This window comes from Serratia ficaria (assembly GCF_900187015.1).
In the GTDB taxonomy this organism is placed as follows: Bacteria; Pseudomonadota; Gammaproteobacteria; order Enterobacterales; family Enterobacteriaceae; genus Serratia; species Serratia ficaria.
In genome coordinates this window covers 2,132,467-2,153,907 of sequence record NZ_LT906479.1, presented here as the reverse complement: position 1 = coordinate 2,153,907, position 21,441 = coordinate 2,132,467, and the positions used below count along the sequence as shown (strand labels likewise).

Sequence of the window (21,441 nt, the reverse complement as noted above, 5' to 3'; positions counted from 1 at the left end):
TTAGATAGATATTCCGGCATCTTATCTCCGTTAGCATCGGTCATAACGGCCCATGCTGAGTACACATGTTTGCGTAATTAAGGTGTGTTTATGTCTGCAAATGGAAAACATGGCGCCTACGAAAAGCTGAGCCTTAAAGAGAAAATTGGCTACGGCATGGGCGATGCCGGCTCCTGTATGATATGGAGCGTTCTGGCGCTGTATCTGACCTGGTTTTACACCGATGTTTACGGTCTGGAACCCGGCATCGTCGGGACATTATTTTTGGTCATCCGTATTTTTGACGCTTTCAGCGATCCGGTGATGGGCGCGGTTTGCGACCGCACCAAAAGTCGCTGGGGTAAATTCCGCCCGTGGCTGCTGTGGATGGCTCTGCCCTTTGGTCTGGGCGCAATAGCGATGTTCACTACGCCAGACCTGAGCATGAGCGGGAAAATCATTTATGCCTGGGTTACCTACCTGATTATGTCGCTCATTTATACAGCGATAAATATTCCCTACTGTTCGGTAGCGGGAGTTATTACGTTAAATCAGAAAGAGCGCATGAGCTGTCTGTCATGGCGTTTTTTCCTTAACGGCCTGGCAACCCTTATCATCTCCTCCAGCATTCTTCCCCTGACCGACTGGTTGGGTAACGGCAACCGGGCTTCCGGCTTTCAGATGACGATGATAATTATGGGTGGCGCCGCCACCCTGATGTTCCTGTTCTGCTTTTCCAGCATTAAGGAGCGCGTTGTGTCGGTTAAGGCCAATGATTCATTAATGCGGGATTTGAAAGATATCGCCAAAAACGACCAGTGGCTGCTGATGATCTCTATTACGTTCCTTAACGTCTTTCCGGCATTTATTCGCGGCGCGGTCACCATCTATTACGCCACTTACGTGATGCACGCCTCCGTCGGGTTCATTACCTTTTTTATGGCGCTTGGTGTCGCCTGCAACATGTTGGGCAGCGTTATTGCAAAGCCGCTCACCGATCGCTTCGATAAAGTTAAGCTATTTCGCGTTATCAACGTTATTTTGGGTATCCTGTCTTTCGCGCTGTGGTTTGTCGACCCGACATCACTGACCCCCTTGTTGACGCTGTTTATCGCCATCAACATACTGCATTTGGTTCAGTCCGGTCCAATCCTGTGGGCCATGATGTCCGACGTTGATGACTATGGCGACTGGAAATTTGGCAAACGTCTGACCGGCATCTCCTTCGCTGGCAATTTGTTTATGCTGAAAATGGGTCTTGCGGTAGCCGGGGCCATTGTCGCCTGGATCCTGTCGTATACCGGCTATATCGCCAATAAGCCCGGGCAAAACCCGCAGACGATTCAGGGAATTATTATCATGTTTTCGTTGATGCCAATGGTGAGCTATTTCATCAGCGCATTTATGGCACGCTATTTCAAGCTCAATAATCATTTCCTGGAAAAGATCAAGGTCGATCTCGCGAAACGTGAACTGGAAAGTGGCAAATCAGAGTCACCGTCGCATAACGAGGTTCCTGCTATCCAGCCTACACATTAATTAATGCATATAAACGAGGTGTGGCCGATATCGGCCGGTCTCTGCTCGACTGTATATTGTAGAGGAGTAGTTATTAATGGCCAGTAAAAATTATTACGACGTAACCGAATGGGGTGTTGGCAATCCGCATCAGGATATCGGCATGGTAATTAACAGCATTATTGCGGATATTAAAAACCGGCAGACGCAAACAGACATTAATGATGCTGGAAAGCCAGGTGCGGTTATTTACATTCCACCGGGCGACTACCACTTAACCACCCAGGTAGTGATTGATATCAGCTATCTTAAAATTATGGGGTCCGGCCACGGGTTTACCTCTTCGAGCATCCGCTTCAATACTCCCCAAAGCGACTGGAAAAACTGGCATGAAGTGTGGCCGGGCGGTAGCCGCATCCTGGTCGATCTTGTTCCTCAGTCCGGTGATGAAGAGTATAAAGGCGCCGCATTTTACGTTAGGCGGGACGGCGAACCACGTATCAGTTCGGTTGAGTTCGCTGATTTCTGCATCGACGGTTTGCACTTTGTGAACGATAACCCGGGCCATAACGAGCCGGAAAACAGCTACGTTAACGGCAAAACGGGTATCTATATCGCCAGCGCTCAGGACTCATTTCGCATTACTGGCATGGGGATAGTCTATCTTGAGCATGGGGTGACTATCTACAATGCGGACGCGCTTTCTGTCCACGATAATTTTATCGCCGAGTGCGGCAACTGCATTGAACTGCGTGGTGCCGGGCAGGCATCCAAAATCACCGATAATTTGATAGGCGCCGGTTATAACGGCTACTCAATTTATGCACAGAACTTTGGTGGTCTGCTCATTGCAGCAAACAATGTCTTCCCGCGCGGTTCCAGCAGCGTCCATTTTTCCGGGGTGATGCGCTCAACGATTACCGGCAACAGGCTCCACTCGTTTTATCCGGGTATGCTGGTGCTTGAGAATAACTGTTCGGAAAACCTGGTTTCAGCCAACCACTTCTTGCGCGAGCATGAGCCCTGGCCCCCCATGCAGGGATATGATAATGGATTAGATGACTCATACGGCCTGCTCTATCTTAGCGGTGATAATAACTCCGTTATCTCTAACCATATTTCGGAAAATATCGACACTCAATATCTTAAACCATCCGGCATTAAGCCTGTGATTATCCGCGTTGTGGCAGGGAAAGGTAATTTTATCACCAGCAATCACATCGTTGCCACCACAGAAACTTCAGCGGAAAAATCCCCGGCAACGCACTCGTGCTTTGATGCGCAGGTGGGCGCGTTGCTGACGGTCGAAGCCCTTGAACCGCTCGATGTGACTGCCGTACAGGTGGAGAAAGCCGCACAGCAAAATACAGTCCTGGATTCGGGAACTGAGACGCAGGTTGTTATGGACAGAACGGTAAATGCGTTCCGGGCAACGCCTGCGCCTGGAGTGTAGTTAGCCTAGTCTCCTTGATTTGAATTGCAGAGGTGAGTGCCCTGATGGCACTCACCTCTTTCGTTGCGGTTTAAGACAACAGGATAAAAATAAAAAACAACGCCTACGACCGGGGCATGTCCTAGTAAAGTCACTCGCGAGATATAAATTAACAAAGCGTCGGAATTATATGTTTGTCATTGTCATCCCCAGACTGCTTCCCCGAACAATAAGCCTGGTGGTTAATATTATTGAGTCGACATGCTCTTTCTTTTCCGTGCTGCTTATTAGCTCGAAAGCCAGCTTTCCCATTTCGTTAATGGGCTGAGCGATACTGGTAATATTCAACATCTGCGCGATAATCGTATTATCGAAGCTGGCTACGGCAATGTCCTGGGGGATCTTAATGTGCCGACGACGGAGGTGTTCGATAACATAACTTGCGGCCACGTCGTTATAGATAAACAGGCAGTTTATTTTATCTTCACAGGCCAGAATGTTATCGATAATATTATCGAGCGAATGAATATGCCCACGGTTATGTTCACCATCCCCTTTAGGGATCCAGTAGCTGTCGCGTTTGTCCACCCGATAACCATGACTGAGAACTTTTTTACAGTAGGCTGACATCTTACGGTTGTCGACGCCATCCTGGCCGATAAAGCCAAAGCGAGTACGACCAGTATCGATAAAATGCTCAGCTATCGTCTCAGCTCCGCGTTCCTGGTTGTTGGAAACCGAATTAAAAAAGCGGGAGGTTTGTGTCACCACGGCGGTATTGATGCCAGTGGCCTGCAGCCAGCCGGAGATTGACGCTTCCACCTCGGTGGGCACCCATATCAGAGCCTCTATCCCCATGCCGGCCAACGCCCTGACCCGTTGCCGATCCTGAAATGGCTGATTCTGGTGGGTCTTGACCAGAATCGTCTTGCCGACATAGCGGGCCTCTTCTTCGAGGGTAGCTAACAGCTCGCAAAAATGCGGATTGATGAGATTGGGTACCACCACACCGATCAGCCCGGAACACTTGCCGCTAAGCTGGACGGCATTCCTGTTGGGAACGTAGCAGAGAAAGTCCATTGCCTCATGTACTGCGCGGCGGGTTTCCACGGTGACGCTGGGATGGTTATTGATTACCCGGGATACGGTGGCGGTGGAAACCCCCGCTCTGGTTGCTACATCTTTGATCGAAGCCATCGTCAAAATGTTACCGCTTACATCAGTTACATGGGTGGTAACCAGTGTAACGCCTGCAATAGCTCAATAATGTCGGCCAGATCTCATGTTGTTTTGTTACATGAACATCAGATCGCGATCACAGATATTTGACGAAAGGCAATAATCTCTATGAAATTTATTGTCTAAAACAAATCATCAAAGAGTATGAATCCACCGTTCGGCATAGCAACAGGCTACCGCCGAGTTATGCTGTAAGGATATCCTGTCACAATAATTATATCTCGAACCTTTAGGGCATGTTTTTCGGAAAGCTGACAATAAGGCACCTTACTGTGCTATGGTGAATTTTTTGCCACTAAAAGAGGATAATCCAATGATTGTAAGGACTTGGCATGGATGCGTTCCGCTTAAACATGCGGAAGGTTTTGCGAAACACCTTGAAAGGACAGGTGTGGAGCATGCAAGGAGCATACAGGGGAATAAAGGCGCATTCGTGCGCAGGGAAACTCAAGGTGCCTTGGAACACTTCTTTCTGGCAACCTATTGGCAGGATCTTCAGTCGGTAAAGGCATTTGCCGGAGAAAACTATCATGTGGCGGTGACTTACCCTGACGACGAAGCATTTGAGCTACTTTCCGATCCCTATGTGTTCCAGCATGTTGTGAATGCCACTTCACCGCTTTAACCTCATTTCCAGGGTAACCTGTCGGTTACTCGGATTTGCCATAACATCCGTATTGTTTCAAAAGGCCAGGGTCCGCTTCTGGCACAAAAAGCCCGATACAGAAGCACAGTCCGGAATGAGCGGAAGCGGACATCCTCATGGACCCTGGTGCATTACCTTTTCATCGAAAAGTTTTCATGAAGAGAATGCCGTTACTTTCTTCGTAACAGGAACAGTAACAACGATATTAGACAGGCTGCTGCCTGTATGCCCCCCAATGAGATAGCCGCGGGGAAAACCAACACCGAGCCCAACCAGGTTGTGACTGCAGCTGCCCCCATAGTAAGAAATCCCAGCAACGCGGATGCCAGCCCGGCCTGTTTCCCAAAGGGGCCCATGGTGATTGCCGTTCCCAACGGATTGGCTAACCCCATGCCCCAGAGAAACATAACCATCGACAGGGTATACCAACCCAAGCCGGGATCTTCTGGCCCGATCAACAACAGGCTACCGCCGAGCAATGCCGTAAGAATGCCTCCCGAAGCAATGAGTTGCGGGCCATAACGGTGCGCCAGCCGCGGTGCCGCCATACCCGCGGCAAAGACCACGAATACGGTGGCGGCAAAGTACAACCCGGCTTGCAATGATGACAACCCCATCCCGTTCATCAGGATGGCGGGGGCGGCGCCGAATGACGCAAACAATCCGCTCATCAACAGGCTCATCGACAGAGCCGGAAGGATAAATTTCCCGTCAACAGCCAGTTTGCCATATGCAGCAATAACGCCCGAAATTGAAAATGGAGTGCGCCTTTCGACAGGATGCGTTTCTCCCAATGTATTGGCATAGAATACGGCGACAGCGAAAGCGGCAAGGCCCACCAGGATGAAGATTGCCCTCCAACCCAAAGTTATCGCCAACACGCTGCCCGCCAACGGCGAGAAACCGGGTGCGGCCGCAGTGGCTATCATGGTCAGGGATAGTGCACGCGCCAATGTTTCACCTTCGAACAAATCACGTGCAATGGCACGAGCCAGAACTGCAGCGGCACATACGCCCAACGCCTGAATGACGCGTCCGACAATAAGCGTTTCAAGTGAGCCGGCAAGCCCCCCCACGACCGTCCCGACGATGAATACCGATAGCCCCCCCAATATAAGTTTTTTCCGTCCGTAACGGTCCGCCAGCGGGCCGACCACGAGTTGTGCCAGCGCATAAGTGATGAAAAAGCTGGAAAGCGTAAGGCCAAGCTCGCGTGCTGATATCCCCAACTGCGCGCCGATATCCGGAAACGCAGGAAGGATAATATTCGTGGACAGTATGCTGATGGCCGAAAGCCCCGCCAGCAACAAGATAATTTTTCCTGTTAGCCGCCCGGGCAACGCGGCTTCAGGCACGATTGCGGTAGGAGAACTTCCTGGATTCATAATAAACGCTCGCAGTATGTTGCTGGACATGGCAATGTTTTTTTTGTCTGAGTCATACCCCACCTCGGGGCCTTCTGAAAGTGTTGGCACCCGTCAATCCCTGCTCCTGCTCCGCTCACTGAAGAAAGGTTTCTTATGCCCGAACGGCCTTCAAGAAACCTGCGCAGACGGTCTCTGCACCACATCCCAGGGGACTGATAACGCCGTCTTCAGGGACGCCGGGATCGGATCCGGCGCCCCTCCGCTTCAGGCGATCGTCACACCGCCGCCTGCGTTTCCGTACGCTTGCGATCGTCAGGACCTATCCTGAACCAGATGGCATACATGGCCGGCAGGAAGACCAGCGTGATGATGGTGCCGCCAAAGGTCCCGCCAATCAGGGTATAGGCCAGCGTTCCCCAGAACACCGAGTGCGTCAGCGGGATAAACGCCAGAATGGCCGCCATCGCCGTCAGCAACACCGGCCGGGCTCGCTGCACCGTCGCCTCCACCACCGCATGGAATGGCGCCAGCCCTTCCCGTTCGTTGTGATGGATCTGACCTATCAGGATCAGGGTGTTACGCATCAGAATACCCGACAGCGCGATTAAGCCTACCAGCGCATTGATGCCAAACGGCTGGTTGAAGAGCAGTAGCGTTGGCACCACCCCAATCAGCCCCAGCGGCGCGGTGAGGAATACCATCACCATCGCCGACATCGATCGCACCTGCAGGATGATAATCAACAGCGTCATGGCGATCATGATAGGGAACAGCGGCGCCATCGCTTTGGTGGCTTTGCCGGATTCTTCAATAGAACCCGCCTGTTCAATGCGGTATCCGGCCGGCAGCTTATCGATGACCGGCTGCAACTGTTTCATAATGGCCGTGGAGACATCCGGCGGCTGCAGATTTTCGGCGATATCGCCCCTGACGGTAATGGTCGGGGTACGATCGCGTCGTCGCAGCACAGGCTCTTCCATTTGCACCTCAACCTCCCCTATCTGTGAGAGCGGAATGCGCTGGCCGGAAGCCCCCACCAGGGTAAAGCCCGCTATTTTTGCCGGATCGAGCCGGATATCCCCCGCCGCACGCCCCATCACCTGCACCGAACGAATGTCTTCGCGCACAGAGGTGATCGGCACGCCTGAAAGCAGGAACTGCAGCTGCTGCGCGACCGCGTTCGATGTCAACCCCACCGCCTGCAGGCGGTCCTGATTGAGCGTGAAATGCAGCGTCGGCACCCGCGGCCCCCAGTCGGTGTTGACGGTTCTCATCATCGGGCTGGCCTGCATCACCTTTTCTACTTTGTCGGCAATTTCGCGCAGTTTAGTCGGATCCGGCCCCATAACGCGCCAGGCCACCGGATAAGGTGAATACGGACCAAACACCAGCTGGGTCACGCGCACGCGCGCCTCAGGTGCCAGGCCGCCGGCCGCCGCTTCGCGTAGCCGGAACTTAAGCGCCTCGCGCGCATCCTGGCTGGCCGTCAGCACGACAATTTTTGCGAACGACGGGTCGGGCAGCTCGGGCGCCATGGCCAGATAAAAACGCGGCGACCCCTGCCCGATGTAGGACGTGACGATTTTTGCCTCTTTCTGCTTTTTCAGCCAGGCTTCAATTTTCGCCGTGGTGGCACTGGTCTCCTCAATCGAGGTGCCGTAAGGCATCTGCACTTCAACCAGCACCTCCGGGCGATCGGATGTCGGGAAAAACTGTTTTTTCACCACTCCCATGCCGAGAATAGCAACGGTAAACACGGCAACAACGGTGCCGGCCACTATCCATTTTCGCGCGATAACCCGGGTCAGTATCCGGCGGAAGCGGTTGTAATGGCGGGTGTCGTAAATGGCCGCATGCCCGCCCGCCACCGTTTTGATTTTCGGCAGCATTTTCACGCCCAGATAAGGCGTAAACACCACCGCCACGACCCACGAGGCAATCAGGGCGATACCGACAATCCAGAACATGTTGCTGGTGTACTCACCGGCGGTGGACTGCGCAAAGCCGTTGGGCATGAAACCGACGGCGGTGACCAGCGTGCCGGCCAGCATCGGCGCCGCCGTGTGGCTCCAGGCATAGGCAGAGGCTTTGATGCGGTCGTAGCCCTCTTCCATTTTCACCACCATCATCTCGATGGCGATGATGGCATCATCGACCAGCAAACCGAGCGCCAGGATCAATGAACCCAGCGTAATACGGTCGAAGTTCTTGCCGGAAGCCTCCATCACCACAAAGACGATAGCCAACGTCAAGGGTACGGCAGCGGCAACCACCACGCCCACGCGCCATCCCATACTGACGAAGCACACCGCCATGACCACCAGCAGCGCGACAAAGAATTTGATCATGAACTCGTCAACGGCTGAGCTGATGTTGACGGACTGATCGGTCACCTTCGTCAATGTCATGCCGAGCGGCATGCCTTCGTTGATTTTGGCCGTTTCCTCATCCAGCGCCTTGCCCAAATCCAGGCCGTTCCAGCCCTCACGCATCACGATCCCCAGCAGCAGCGCCGGTTCATCTTGGTTGCGGACCAGGAAGGTCGCAGGATCTTCATAGCCGCGCTCAACGGTTGCCACGTCGGAAAGCTGCAGGGTTCGGCCCTGTGCGACGATGGGCGTTTCGCGGATCTTTTCCAGTTTGTCGAAGGCGCCATCAAGGCGAATAAACACCTGCGGCCCTTTGGTGTCGATCGAGCCGGCGGGCGTCAATACGTTCTGGCTGTTGAGGGCGGCGAAAATATCCTGAGGAGAAATGCCCAGCGTGGCCAGCCGGTCATGCGAGAACGAAACAAAGATGCGTTCGGCCTGCTCCCCGATGATATTGACCTTCTTGACCCCGGGGACATGCAAAAGGCGCTGGCGCAACGATTCCGCATCGCGCACCAGCCGTCGCTGCGGCTCCCCTTTCGCCTTCAGCGCAAAGAGCGCAAAGGTCACATCGGCGAATTCGTCATTGACCATCGGCCCGATAACGCCCGCCGGCAGGTTTTCGGCCTCATCGCCGAGCTTCTTACGCGCCTGATAGAATTCTTCCTGCACCTGCGAAGGCGGCGTACTGTCCTGCAGTGACAGCATGGTAAAAGCCAGGCCGGGGCGGGTGTAAGTTTCACTGCGGTCATACCACTTGAGTTCCTGCATGCGCTTTTCAAGCGGTTCGGCCACCTGATCCTGCATTTCCTGCGCAGTGGCCCCCGGCCAGGCGGAAATAATGGTCAGCTGCTTGACCGTAAAGGGGGGATCTTCAGCCCGCCCCAGCTCGAAGAACGAAAGAATCCCGGCCACGGTAATCAGGATAATAAGAAACAGTGTGATTGAGCGCTCACGCACGGCGAGCGCTGAAAGATTGAATCTCCCCTCGCTCATGGCTGGCTCCCGGCGACGCCGACGTCGCGCTGTTCGGTACGGACGGCCTCACCGTCGTGCAGCAAATGCGCCCCCAGGGCAACCACCTGTTCACCGGGTTTGAGGCTACCGGTTACCCTTGCAGCATCGTCACCCACCCCCAGCACCTGAACGGAACGCCATGACACTTTGGCGGGTTTAGCTGAAATGCTCCAGACGCCCGGCCCCTTTCCCGGATCATAAATTGCAGCCAAAGGTACCTGCATCACCTGGTGGGCCGCCTTATCTTCTGCAATATGGAGCGTAACGGTGGAGCCGAGCGGTGCGCCTGCCAGCGCCCCCTCAAGCACATATCTCGCCTCGAAGGTGCGTGTTACCGGGTCGGCGGCATCGGAGAGCAGGCGCAGTTTCGCGGGAGATGACCGTTTTCCGGTACCGTAGAGCGTTGCCTGCGCCTCGCTTCCTGGAGCTGGCCGCAGCGTTTCGGGCAACTGTACGATGGCCTCGCGTTGACCGGCTCTGGCCAACCTGACCACCGCTTGCCCGGCACTGACAACCTGCCCGGGTTCGGCCAGCGTATCCATGACCACGCCGTCGGCATCGGCCAACAGCACGGCATAGCCCGTCGCATTTTGCGCCACATTCGCCTGCGCCTGGGCAGCGCTGAGTTCTGCTTTGGCCGTATCGGCGGCGGCTTTTATCTGATCGTAGGCCGATGCCGACACCGCGCCTGTCGCGACCAGGCCGCGATAACGCGCCTCATCATCAGCGCTCTGTCTGGCGCGAGCCCGTGCGGCCGCGACGGCCTGTTGCTGAGCCTGCGCCTGCAGGCGCAGGTCAACGGGATCCAGGCGCATTAACGGCTGACCACGTTTAACGGTCTGCCCGGTATCGACCAGACGTTCAAGGATCTTGCCTGGTACTCTGAAACCGAGGTCGCTTTGCACCCGGGCGACAACGACGCCGGTAAATGCGCGGGAGGCATCGACGGCACTTGCTACGGTTGCCGCCCTGACCAGAGGCGGCTGAGTGCGAGGATCGTCGGTGCCGGAAGGCTCGCCGCAGCCCATGAGGGCAAGCGGCAACAGGCATACGGCAAAGGTGACAGGTTTGAGCCTGAGCATGGGTTCCCTTCTTGATTTGACAGGACAGTAACCGCATTCTCAGATCAGTGACCATTAATGTCAATGGTCACTCGGGATGACAGACTTCTCAATAAATGCTCGGCCGCGGCTGCCACGACCTGATCGCGGATACTGTGGCCCCATCACCTCGTGTGGGATATACATTTTCCTGCCTGGTCATTTTTCCATGCTTAGCCCAATGCCCCTGGTTGACAATGAGTAACCATCCTTAAATTAAGTCACCTCACTAAACTGAGCCAAGGATATCGGCATGATTCGCGAGAAATAACCCAGGGTATTAACAGGACAGCAAAAAATGACGCATTATTCACTTCGCCAGAGTGAACTCCTTATCGATCAAGTTATTAACATTCACCTGATGTGGCAGTATTTTTAACCGATAAAACAAATCGGCCACTGGCTGCAACACATTAATGTCCTGCTGATTGACGCTATGCGCGCCCTTTGACGTCCGATCCGCAATGTGCCGGGCGGTTTCCGGCGGCAAACGCGTCAGTTGTGCGTAAACCCTGGCGTATTCCTGCGGATGATCGATCGCCCACTGCCGCGCCCTGGCGACGCGTTCGGCAAAGTCTTTGATGGCCGCTCGCTTGTCCGGATCGGTCAACGAGGGCGTAGTGGCGGTTAAGAAACCGAGCGACGGGGTCAATCCCCGACCATCGCGCAGCAGGCGCGCGCCGCTTTGCTCCGCAACGCCCAAATAGGGATCAAAAACCGCCCAGGCCGCCACCTTGCCAGTGCTGAACGCTGCGCTGGCATCGGTGGGCATGACGAATTGAATCTTCACATCCTCCCGCTTCAGCCCAGCCTCCTGCAGCGCCGCGTACAGCAGGTTTTGCGAGATGCTGCCACGCGCCGAGGAAACCACCACCGTTTGCCCTTTCAGCTGCTGAACGCTGCGCAACGGCGAATCCTTCGGCACAATAATCCCGTTAGACTGGCCATAGCCGACGTTGGTCTGAATCAGCTTAAAATCCACCCCGCCCGCCGCCGCCATTAATACCGGCAAATCCCCGGCATAGGCCGTATCTACGGCTGCTGCGCGCTGCGCTTCAAACAACGGCGCCGCCCCCTGGAAATTGGCCCATTGATACTGATAGGGCGCATCCTTCATCACGCCGGCGGCTTCTACCAGGCTACGCAGCCCACGGGCCTGATCGCCCAGAACCAGTTTGGCATCGCCGATTGCCCCCTGTGCCAGCGATGCGGTTAATAACAAGGCGCTCAGCCCCACGCCCCTCAGTAATACCGAAAAATGCGCCATACTTTCCCTCTTTGCCGGTGATGGTCATGCGTATTGTCGGATGATTCAAAGCACGGTAAAGCCATGGGTTGCATCGCGCTCAAGCTGTTCCACCAGCCCGAACTCCCAGTCCAGATACGCTTGCATCGCTTCACGCGGATTGTCCGTGCCTTCGTACGGGCGGCGATAACGGTCAATGCGCGGCGCGGCTAACCGCCCTTCGCCCTTTTCCAACGGCCGATTTTCGGCTATCCACGCCTGGGTGCCGCCGGCAAGCAGCTGCACCGGCTTGCCGCTCAGCGCCACCACTTCCGGTACCGCGTAGCGCGCCAGCTGGCTGCTGCCGCAGGTCAGCACATAGCGTTTCGCCGGCGGCAGGTTTTCCAGCGCCAACGGCAACTGTGAACGAAGGACCCAATGCGCGCCGGGAATATGGCGCGCCACATAGTTGGCGCTGGTGGTGAAATCCAGCAGCACCGTGCCTTCCTGGCCCAACAGTGCGGCCAACCGCGCCGGGGCTATCTCATCCGCCGGCGGCGGCGGCGGCAGCTGCGCCGCCGGATCGCCCCGCTCGCTAAAGTCGGCGCCCTCCAGCCCATCGAGTACCGCCGCATCCCAGCCCATTTGCGCCAGCCAGGAAGCGCTCATATTGGCACGCACGCCGTCGTCATCCACCAGCACCACGCGGGCGCCGCGCACGCTGGCATAGTGATCCGTTTCCTGCACCAGCTGCCCGCCGGGCGCACCGTAACTGCCCGACAAATGCCCGGCGCGGTACTCCTCGGGGCTGCGCACGTCAAACAGATAGGTGGTGCGCGCCGCATCCTGCTGCCACAGCCCAAGCGTCTCGCGGTCAATGCGCCGTACGCCGGCCGCGTCCGCCACTCGCCGCGCCCGCTGCTGCGCCAGCGCCAGGTTGTCCACCTTCTCGGTGTAACGCCGCTGCCGCTGACTTTCCAGCGCAAACCCCGCCAGCCCCCAGCCGATTGTCCCGTTGCGCAGCGCCGCCACCGGGTTGCTGATGCCGGCGTTGATCAACGACTGGGCGCCGATAATGCTGCGTGTACGGCCGGCGCAGTTAACTATCACCTGCGTATCAGGATCCGGCGCCAGCGCATTGATCCGCAGCACCAGCTCCGCCCCCGGCACGCTGGTGCTGGTGGGGATACTCATGGTTTGGTATTCATCAAAACGGCGCGCATCGACGATCACCACATCGGCATGCCGATCGATCAGGGCCTTAACCTGCTGCGCAGTCAGCGATGGCGTATGCCTGCGGCTTTCCACCCATTCGCCGAAGGCCTTGCTCGGCGTATTTACGTCCTGGAAAAGCTCGCCACCAGCGGCTTGCCACCCCGCCAGGCCGCCAGTCAGCAGGGCGACATCCCCATAACCGAACTGCCGTAGCCGCCTGGCCGCCCGTTCAGCCCGCCCATCGCCGTTGTCATAGACGGTAATCGGGGTACTGCGGCGCGGAATGCGCCGGTAGACTTCCAGCTCCAGCTTGCTCAGCGGGATGTTCACGGCGAACAGCGGGTGGCTTTCAGCAAATTCGGCTTCTTCACGCACATCGATCAGCGCCAATTCCCGGCGGGCCAACAACGCGGCGCGCAGGGTGGAAAAATTACGGTAAACAAAGGCAGGCATAATTACACTTCCTTAGAAAGGTCCCAAATATTAGGCAGTTGAGTATTGGAATAACCGGAGATAAAGGGCTTCACCGCGCCACTTTCGCCATACACGGCGCGCTTAACGGCGCCGATATTGCCGCCATACACATGAATGCTGATTGACACGCGATCGTTAAACGCATTGCGGACCTGGTGAATGTCGCCGTCCTGTTCGGACAGTTTCGCCACCTGCCCGGCGGTTAACCGCTCGGCGCCGCCTTCAGGCTGGGGCACGCCCTGGCCGTCAAGCAGGTAACGCTGGTTGATTTCAGCCCCGCGCAGCATGCCAATCAGCCCCCACACCCGGTGATCATGGATCGGCGTGACCTGCCCCGGCCCCCAAACGAAGCTGACGATGGAAAAACGCTGGGCGGAATCAACGTGCAGCAGGTACTGCTGGTAATGTTCAGGGTGTGGGCGGGAGTACTCTTCTGCCAGCCAGTCATCCTTGCCGACCAATTCGGCAAGCCATTGCGCCGCGTTATCGAGCCGCGCCGCGTCGCCCAGCGGCTGTTGGTGCAATTGGGCCAGCCGCGCGATGAACTGGCGTAAACGGTCTAAGCGTAAGGGCGTTGTCATGAGGCATTCCTGTCTGAAGGACTGCTTATCACGCTAACAAAGAACTTTTTATTATTTAAATGCATTTTTGTAATAAACTAAAATGCAAAATACACATAAAGAGAATTTCCATGCGTACAGATGATATTGACGCACTGCTGGCGGTGGTGCAATTCGCTTCGCTTAACCAGGCCGCGGAATACCTTGGCATTAGCCAATCCGCCATGACCCGCCGCCTGCAAAGCTTTGAACAGAGCCTGGGCGCCACGTTGCTGGATCGCCAAACCAAACCACTGAAGCTGACGGCCATCGGTCACCGCGTCTATGAACAGTGCCTGACGATCAAGCGCGAAACCAAGCGGCTGGAAAGTTTGCTTAATCAGGATGCGGAACCCAGCGGCCCGCTGCGCCTGGGGATCCCGCAAAGCCTGAGTGAGATAGCCCTGCTCCCGGCGCTCATTGCCCTGGGCGAGCATTACCCGCAGTTGCGCCCGCAGGTGACCTGCGGTTGGGGCGGGCAGCTGATAAAACGCCTGGAAAACGTTGAGCTGGACAGCCTGCTCGCCATGGGGCCGGCGCAGCAAATCTTCGATGACCACCTGGTGACGAAGGCACTATGCCCGTTAGAGGTTGTCGTGATCGCCGGCAAAAGTCTTCGCATCCCCGCCGCCCGGCTCAGCGGTTGCGCCCATTATGGCTGGGTGTTAAACCCTGATGGCTGCGGCCTGCGCGCCGGGTTAGACCGCGATCTGCAGGCGCAAGGGTTAGGGCTGAAAATCAATGTGGAGACCACCGGCACCCAGTTGCAAATCGGCCTGGTGGCCCAGGGGCTCGGGCTCGGGTTGGTGCCGAAGGCAGCGCTGGCGCACAGCCCGCATCGAGGCGACATCGCGATTGTTGAGCTGAGCGATTTCCGGCCAAAAGTTCAACTGTGGCAGGTCAGCAGCCCGGGGCTGGGCAACCTGCAAAGGCCCACCACCTTTTTTGCCGAAAAGATCGTTCGGAGCTTAGCATTTAATTCCATGAATGATAAGGAGTTAACCTTATAATTAACTTTATGCATATTAAGATATGATAAAAATGCATTTAAATCATTAGAACATCGCGTATAGGGTATAAACACCATGCTGCTTATTGCCAGACATTATGGCCGGCAGCCAGACCCTATCACGATCCCTGACAAGGAGTTCTAATGAGCGTCCAATTTTTAGGCATGATCGGTCACCGTCTGTCTTCGGAAATCATCCCTCCGGCTGGCCCAATATTTGACCGCGATTACATTGTGCGTTTTGCGCAAACCCACGAGGCCGCCGGTTTTGATCGCCTGCTGGTCGGGCATTGGTCCGATCAGCCCGACGGCTTTTTAGTCACGGCGCTGGCCGGGCTATCCACGCAAAAAATCAACTTCTTGCTGGCGCACCGGCCGGGCTTCGTCTCGCCGACCTTGGCGGCGCGTAAATTCGCCACCCTGGAACACCTGTTGGGCGGACGCCTGGCGGTGCATATCATTAGCGGCGGGAACGACGCAGAACAGCGCCGCGACGGCGACTATCTCGACCACGATCGGCGCTATGCCCGCACCGAGGCATTTTTGGAGATCGTGCGCCAGGTCTGGACCCAGGAACGGCCGTTCGACGCCCATAATGACTTCTATCGGGTCGAACAGGCTTTTTCGGCAATAAAACCGCTGCAACAGCCCCATATCCCGATTTTCTTCGGCGGCTCATCCGACGCGGCGATCGCCGTGGCCGGCAAGCATGCCAATGTGTTTGCCCTGTGGGGCGAATCGCTGGCGCAAACCCGGGAAACCATCCAGCGCGTGCGGGCCGAAGCGGCCAAACACCAGCGCCAAATCGACTTTAGCGTGTCATTCCGACCGATTATCGCCGCCACCGAAACGCAGGCTTGGGAAAAAGCCAAAGAGATCCTGCATGTCGCCACTGAACATGCCGCGCAAACCGGCGCGGGCCATAAGAACAAGCCCAACAGCGTGGGCGCTCAGCGTCTGCTGCAAACCGTGGCGCAAGGCGATGTGGTGGATAAACGTCTGTGGACCGGCATCGCCAGGTTGGTCGGCGGCGGGCACAACTCCACTGCGCTGGTGGGTACGCCGGAGCAAGTGGCCGATGCCCTGCTTGATTATTACGATCTGGGCGTGCGCAACTTCCTGATCCGCGGCTTTGATCCCCTCAACGACGCTCAGGAATACGGTAAAGAACTGTTGCCGATCGCCCGCGCCAAAATCGCCCAGCGCGGCGCCAAGCAAAGCGCCTGATGGGTAACGGAAGAGACGCCGGTATGAATTCTGTCCAGTCTACCCGCCAGCTTGCGCGGCGACGGCACATGCAGCCGCCGCTTGAGCAGATCACCGAGCAACTGGCGCAGCAGGCTGCGGCGCTGGATCGCAGCGGCGCATTCCCGCACGCCAATCTGGCCTTGCTGCATGAATATGGGCTGCTGGGTCTGGCCTGCGAGCAGCGTTATGGCGGCGCCGAAGCCAACCTGTTCACTTTGCAGCAGGTTGTCGGCGCCATCGCGCAGGGCGAACCCTCAACGGCGCTGATCGTCTGCATGCAGTACCTGCACCACCTGCGCCTGGCTTCCAACCCCAGTTGGCCAGAATCGCTGCGCGGCGCAGTCAGCCACGGCGCGGTGCAGAACGGGGCCTTAATCAACAGCCTGCGGGTAGAGCCGGAACTGGGTTCCCCTGCGCGCGGCGGCTTGCCCCACACCGTGGCGGCTCGCACGTCCGCCGGCTGGCGGCTCAACGGCCATAAGCTCTATACCACCGGAATCGAAGGGCTGAGCTGGCTGGCAATCTGGGCTCGCAGCGATGATGCCGACCCGCAGGTGGGCACCTGGCTGGTTCCGCGCGATAGCCCGGGCATCACCATTAAACGCAGTTGGGATCATCTGGGCATGCGCGCCACCGGCAGCCATGAGGTGATACTGCGCGATGTGCTGGTACCGCTGCCCCATGCGGTGGAGATTTATCCGGCCGATCGGCCGCCGGCGCCGGATACGGCGCAGATCCAGGCCGCCGCCAATGCGCATGCCGCCCTGCTGCCGGCCATCTATGACGGCGTCGCGCGGGCGGCGCGCCGCTGGCTGATCGCCTGGCTGCAGCAACGGGTGCCGGCCAGTCTGGGCGCCCCGTTAGCCAGCCTGGCCCGCGTGCAGGAAAACCTTGGGCAAATCGATGGCTTGCTGCTGGTCAATCAAAGTCTGCTGCGCCAGGCGGCGGCGCGGGCATTCAGCACTGAACAAGCCAACCTGGCAAAAGTGACCATCACCGAAAACGCGATAGCGGCAGTGGAAAAGGCGCTAACCCAGAGCGGCAACCACGGCCTGAGCCGCCACAACCCGCTGGAGCGCCACTACCGTAACGTACTCTGCGGCCGGATACATACCCCACAAAACGACAGCGCATGGATCAACGCCGGCAAGGCTGCGTTAAAACCATAGGACGATAATCAACATGTTGCATATTAAACACACCCTGGGCGCCCTATTGCTGTTCGGCCTGGCAGGCCAGCCGTCGTTCGCCGACGCACGCATCACCCTGCATATCGCCGATCAAAAAGGCGGTATGCGTTCACAAATGGAAGCGGCCAACGAACTCGCCAACCTGCCTTACGACATCAAATGGGCCGAGTTCCCCGCCGCCGCACCGCTTGCCGAAGCATTGAACGCCGGCGCGGTTGATGTCGGCATTATCGGCGATGCCCCATTATTGTTTGCCCTTGCGCAGGGCGCGCCGGTTAAAGCGGTCGCGGTGGACAAAAGCAACCCGGCAGGCACCGCGGTGCTGGTGGGCGAACACTCGCCGCTGAAAAGCGGCCAGGATCTGCAAGGTAAACGCATCGCCACCGGCAAAGGTTCTATCGGCCACTTTGTGGCGTTGAAGGCGCTGCAGCAAGCCGGCCTGAGCGCGGCGGACGTACAGTGGGTCTTTTTGGGGCCAGTGGACGCCAAGGTCGCGCTGCTTAGCGGCTCGGTCGACGCCTGGGCCGCCTGGGAACCTTATACCACCCAACTGGTTAAAACCGGGCAAGGCCATGTGCTGGTCAGCGGCACCGGCCTGCTGCCGGGAAATACCTTCCTGGCGGCCACTGATGCAACGCTCGCCGATAGCGCGAAACGCCAGGCGCTGCAGGATTACCTGAACCGCCTGGCAACGGCGGAGCGCTGGGCCTATGCCAATCTCGACAGCTACGGGAACACCCTGGGGAAAATCATTAAATTCCCGCCCGATATCGCGCGCGAACAGTTCGCCAGCCGCCAACTGCGCTGGCAGCAAATCGATGAGACGACCGTACGCCAACAGCAGGCCACGGCCGATTTTTATCAGGCCAACGGTCTGATCCGGCAACCACTCGACGTTACCCATACCTTTGATAATGGCTTTAGCGTGCCGCCGTTGGCGCAGACACAACAGGAAGGTCGACCATGAACCCCATTGCTCATCATTCGCGCCGCAGATTCCTCCGGCTGGCCGGCAGCCTGCTGGCGGCCCCGGCGTTGGCCGGCATCTCGTCGCAGCTGTTCGCCCATGATATGGCAACCCGGCATCAGGGTAGCGACCACGCACTGCGCCTGCCCGAACCTTACAAGTTGAAACTCGCCATCAACCAGAGCGCGGTATGCATTGCCCCCGTCACCGTGGCGGAGCGGCAGCGCTTCTTCAGCAAGTACAATTTGGACGTAGAATTTGTCAACTTCGGCAACTCGACCGATCTGCTGTTGGAAGCGATCGCCACCGGTAAAGCCGATGCGGGCATCGGTATGGCCCTGCGCTGGCTGAAGGCGCTGGAGCAAGGCTTTGACGTAAAGCTCACCGCCGGCACCCACGGCGGCTGCCTGAATCTGCTGACCGCCAAAAATGCGCCCTTTACCAGCCTGGACAAGCTGAAAGGCCAAACCATCGGCGTGACCGATATGGCCGGCCCGGACAAGAACTTTTTTGCCATTCTGCTCAAACGCCACGGCGTAGACCCGATCGCCGACGTGCAATGGAAGGTTTATCCCGCCGATTTATTGAGCGTCGCGTTGGATAAACAGGAAATTGCCGCCATCAGCGGCAGCGAGCCCTTTAGCTACCGCTTATTGGAGACCGGCAAATACCAACTGCTGGCAAGCAATATGACCGGGGAATACGCCAACCTCAGTTGCTGCGTGGTTGGCGTCAGCGGGTCGCTGGCCCGCCAACACAAAGCCGTAGCGGCGGCGTTAACCCAGGCGCTGCTGGATGCCCACAGCTATGCGGCAGAGCACCCGGAGAGCGTTGCCGAAGCCTTTATGGCCCACGCGTTAAACACCAACGTCGAAGAAGTGGCCGGCATTATCCATGGCCAGGCCCATGGGCATCATGCCGTTGGGGAAGCCTTCGTCCAAGAGCTTACCCAGTACGTCAGCGATTTACAGCGGGTACAGGTGATTAAACCCGGTACCGATGCCCATCAGTTTGCGGAGAGCATCTATGCCAACGTATTTGCTTGATCGCACCATAAAAGGTGAAAAAAACGCCGGCGAACGATGCTGGCTCACCGGCCTGCTTGCCGCCGCGGCGTGGCTGGCGGCCGGGCTTTTCACCACCTATTGGCCCGACGCCAACCGCCAGTGGCCATACAGCCAGGCCTGGGCTTATCTGCAACTGGCGCTGGGGGTGGCGTTGCTGGCCCTGGCGCTGAGCTATCGGCGCTGGAACGGCCGCGGGCAGCGCTTGCAGCGCGCCGGACAATGGCTGGTCGCGCTGCCGCTGTTTTTCAGCCTGTGGCAGCTGCTCACGGCGAAAACCGGGGTGCTGCCGGTGCCGTTCTTCGCCCCGCCGCAGGCGCTGATTGAGGTTTACCTCACCGACTGGCCGCGCCTGCTGAACAGCCTGTATCACTCGCTATCGTTATTGTTGCTGGGGGTAGCGATCGGTACCCTGGCCGGCTTTGTCAGCGGCGTGGCGATCGGCTGGTCGCAGCGCATTGGCTACTGGGTGCATCCGATACTTCGCATTCTCGGGCCGGTGCCTTCAACCGCCTTGCTGCCGCTGTGCCTGTTTATCTTTCCCAGCAGCTTTGGCGCCAGCGTGTTTCTGATCGCTCTGGCGACCTGGTTCCCCGTTACCGTTCTCACCTGGTCGGGCGTCGCCAACATCGATAAGGCCTATTACGACGTGGCGCGCACCCTGGGCGCCAGTCAGCGCTTTTTGATTTTCCACGTGGCGATCCCCGCCGCCCTGCCCAGCGTGTTTGTCGGCCTGTTCATGGGGTTAGGGGCATCTTTCTCCGTGCTGATCGTCGCGGAAATGGTTGGGGTCAAAGCCGGCATCGGTTTTTATCTGCAGTGGGCGCAGGGCTGGGCTGCCTATCCCAATATGTACGCCGCGCTGATTGTGATGGCCTTTCTGTGCTCGGGGCTGATCAGCCTGCTGTTTTTCATACGCGATCGACTGCTCGGTTGGCAAAAAGGAGTGATGAAATGGTAGCGCAAGCCGCACAGGCTCAGATAAAAGCCACGGGTACGGCGATTGACGTGCGAAACGTCAGCCACAGCTTCACCCTGGGGAAACGGGAAATCGCCGTACTGGATAACATCAGCCTGAGCATTGCCCCCGGTGAAAGCGTCGCACTGCTCGGCCCTTCCGGCTGTGGGAAATCCACGCTGCTACGCCTGCTGGCCGGACTGGAACCGTTGCAGACCGGCCAGCTGCTTGCCGATGGCCGCCCACTCGGCGCCCCCAGCCCCGAGCGCATTCTGGTGTTCCAGGATCCCACGCTTTACCCATGGCGGACGGTGCGGCAGAACGTGCTGCTCGGGCCGCAGGCGCAGGGGCTGAGCGGCCAGGAACGGCAGGCAGACGACCTGATTAGCCGTATCGGCCTCGACGAGTTCGCCAACGCCTACCCGAAGCAACTGTCCGGCGGGATGGCCCAGCGCGCCGCGCTGGCGCGCGCGCTGCTCAACGAGCCGCGCCTGCTGTTGCTCGATGAGCCGCTGGGAAAACTGGATTCACTGACCCGTATCGGTATGCAGCGCGAATTGATTAACCTCTGGCAAAGCCAGGGCTATACCAGCCTGCTGGTCACCCACGACATCGAAGAAGCGCTGCTATTGTGCGATCGGGTGATCGTGCTGTCGCCGCGACCGAGCCGAATTCTGGCGCAGTTTGCCGTGCCGCTCGCCTACCCGCGCCACCGGGACGCCCCGCTGCTGATTAAACACCGGCAGGACATTTTGAAAATCCTGGGCCAAGAGATCGATTGGTAACGTTACTGCCCATCGCTGCCGACACTTATCAAACCACCAT

Annotated in this window: 17 protein-coding genes; 10 read left to right on the top strand and 7 right to left on the bottom strand. The window is 57.6% G+C overall.

Translation table 11 applies throughout. From position 1 onward, the window contains the following. Positions 1-90: 90 nt before the first annotated feature. Both CKW09_RS10195 and CKW09_RS10190 read left to right on the top strand, forming a co-directional pair. Positions 91-1,518, top strand: a complete 1,428-nt coding sequence (locus CKW09_RS10195; RefSeq protein ID WP_095097064.1) for a glycoside-pentoside-hexuronide (GPH):cation symporter — start codon at positions 91-93, stop codon at positions 1,516-1,518. Positions 1,519-1,594: 76 nt separating this feature from the next. After that, on the top strand, positions 1,595-2,950 hold the full coding sequence (locus tag CKW09_RS10190; protein ID WP_095097061.1) for a NosD domain-containing protein: 1,356 nt from the start codon (positions 1,595-1,597) through the stop codon (positions 2,948-2,950). A 165-nt stretch (positions 2,951-3,115) separates the two neighbouring features. On the opposite strand, the gene CKW09_RS10185 is transcribed toward CKW09_RS10190, so the two are convergent. After that, complete coding sequence (locus CKW09_RS10185; protein WP_095097058.1) at positions 3,116-4,126, bottom strand: LacI family DNA-binding transcriptional regulator; 1,011 nt, start codon at positions 4,124-4,126, stop codon at positions 3,116-3,118. A 355-nt stretch (positions 4,127-4,481) separates the two neighbouring features. Between CKW09_RS10185 and CKW09_RS10180 the strand changes: the two genes are divergently transcribed. Next, complete coding sequence (locus CKW09_RS10180) at positions 4,482-4,793, top strand: hypothetical protein (RefSeq protein WP_095100114.1); 312 nt, start codon at positions 4,482-4,484, stop codon at positions 4,791-4,793. Positions 4,794-4,984: 191 nt separating this feature from the next. Here CKW09_RS10180 and CKW09_RS10175 read toward each other — a convergent pair whose 3' ends face one another. The 6 genes from CKW09_RS10175 to CKW09_RS10150 all read right to left on the bottom strand — a co-directional run bounded on the left by CKW09_RS10175 (position 4,985) and on the right by CKW09_RS10150 (position 14,162). Next, the gene (locus CKW09_RS10175; protein ID WP_095100111.1) at positions 4,985-6,199 is read right to left on the bottom strand and encodes a Bcr/CflA family efflux MFS transporter; all 1,215 of its coding nucleotides are present in this window, start codon (positions 6,197-6,199) and stop codon (positions 4,985-4,987) included. Between the two features lie 257 nt (positions 6,200-6,456). Then, on the bottom strand, positions 6,457-9,546 hold the full coding sequence (locus CKW09_RS10170; protein WP_095097055.1) for an efflux RND transporter permease subunit: 3,090 nt from the start codon (positions 9,544-9,546) through the stop codon (positions 6,457-6,459). Next, entirely contained in the window at positions 9,543-10,649 is a 1,107-nt protein-coding gene (locus CKW09_RS10165) for an efflux RND transporter periplasmic adaptor subunit (protein WP_061799104.1), read from the bottom strand. Before CKW09_RS10165 ends, CKW09_RS10170 begins: the two co-directional genes overlap by 4 nt. Positions 10,650-10,977: 328 nt before the next feature. Then, positions 10,978-11,934, bottom strand: a complete 957-nt coding sequence (locus CKW09_RS10160) for an ABC transporter substrate-binding protein (protein ID WP_197701096.1) — start codon at positions 11,932-11,934, stop codon at positions 10,978-10,980. A gap of 45 nt (positions 11,935-11,979) precedes the next feature. Next, positions 11,980-13,560 carry a rhodanese homology domain-containing protein gene (locus CKW09_RS10155; RefSeq protein WP_095097052.1) on the bottom strand — a complete coding sequence of 527 codons (1,581 nt, stop codon included), beginning with the start codon at positions 13,558-13,560 and terminating at the stop codon, positions 11,980-11,982. 2 nt (positions 13,561-13,562) lie between these two features. Continuing rightward, positions 13,563-14,162, bottom strand: coding sequence for a cysteine dioxygenase family protein (locus CKW09_RS10150; RefSeq protein WP_095097049.1), 600 nt, complete (start codon positions 14,160-14,162; stop codon positions 13,563-13,565). Positions 14,163-14,272: 110 nt separating this feature from the next. Here CKW09_RS10150 and CKW09_RS10145 point away from each other — a divergent pair, with 110 nt between their 5' ends. The 7 genes from CKW09_RS10145 to CKW09_RS10115 all read left to right on the top strand — a co-directional run bounded on the left by CKW09_RS10145 (position 14,273) and on the right by CKW09_RS10115 (position 21,401). Continuing rightward, positions 14,273-15,190, top strand: coding sequence for a LysR family transcriptional regulator (locus tag CKW09_RS10145; protein WP_095097046.1), 918 nt, complete (start codon positions 14,273-14,275; stop codon positions 15,188-15,190). A gap of 143 nt (positions 15,191-15,333) precedes the next feature. Beyond that, entirely contained in the window at positions 15,334-16,416 is a 1,083-nt protein-coding gene (locus CKW09_RS10140; RefSeq protein ID WP_061799094.1) for an LLM class flavin-dependent oxidoreductase, read from the top strand. A gap of 23 nt (positions 16,417-16,439) precedes the next feature. Further along, positions 16,440-17,606: an acyl-CoA dehydrogenase family protein gene (locus CKW09_RS10135; protein WP_095097042.1), complete on the top strand. Its 1,167-nt coding sequence runs from the start codon at positions 16,440-16,442 to the stop codon at positions 17,604-17,606. 13 nt (positions 17,607-17,619) lie between these two features. Beyond that, the gene (locus tag CKW09_RS10130) at positions 17,620-18,594 is read left to right on the top strand and encodes an ABC transporter substrate-binding protein (RefSeq protein WP_061799090.1); all 975 of its coding nucleotides are present in this window, start codon (positions 17,620-17,622) and stop codon (positions 18,592-18,594) included. Beyond that, positions 18,591-19,640 (top strand): ABC transporter substrate-binding protein, encoded by a 1,050-nt coding sequence (locus CKW09_RS10125; RefSeq protein WP_061799089.1) that lies wholly within the window; start codon positions 18,591-18,593, stop codon positions 19,638-19,640. Before CKW09_RS10130 ends, CKW09_RS10125 begins: the two co-directional genes overlap by 4 nt. Continuing rightward, entirely contained in the window at positions 19,621-20,619 is a 999-nt protein-coding gene (locus tag CKW09_RS10120; protein WP_095097039.1) for an ABC transporter permease, read from the top strand. Before CKW09_RS10125 ends, CKW09_RS10120 begins: the two co-directional genes overlap by 20 nt. Beyond that, on the top strand, positions 20,613-21,401 hold the full coding sequence (locus CKW09_RS10115) for an ABC transporter ATP-binding protein (protein ID WP_061799086.1): 789 nt from the start codon (positions 20,613-20,615) through the stop codon (positions 21,399-21,401). The genes CKW09_RS10120 and CKW09_RS10115 overlap by 7 nt, the downstream gene beginning before the upstream one ends. The last annotated feature ends 40 nt before the right edge of the window (positions 21,402-21,441 follow it).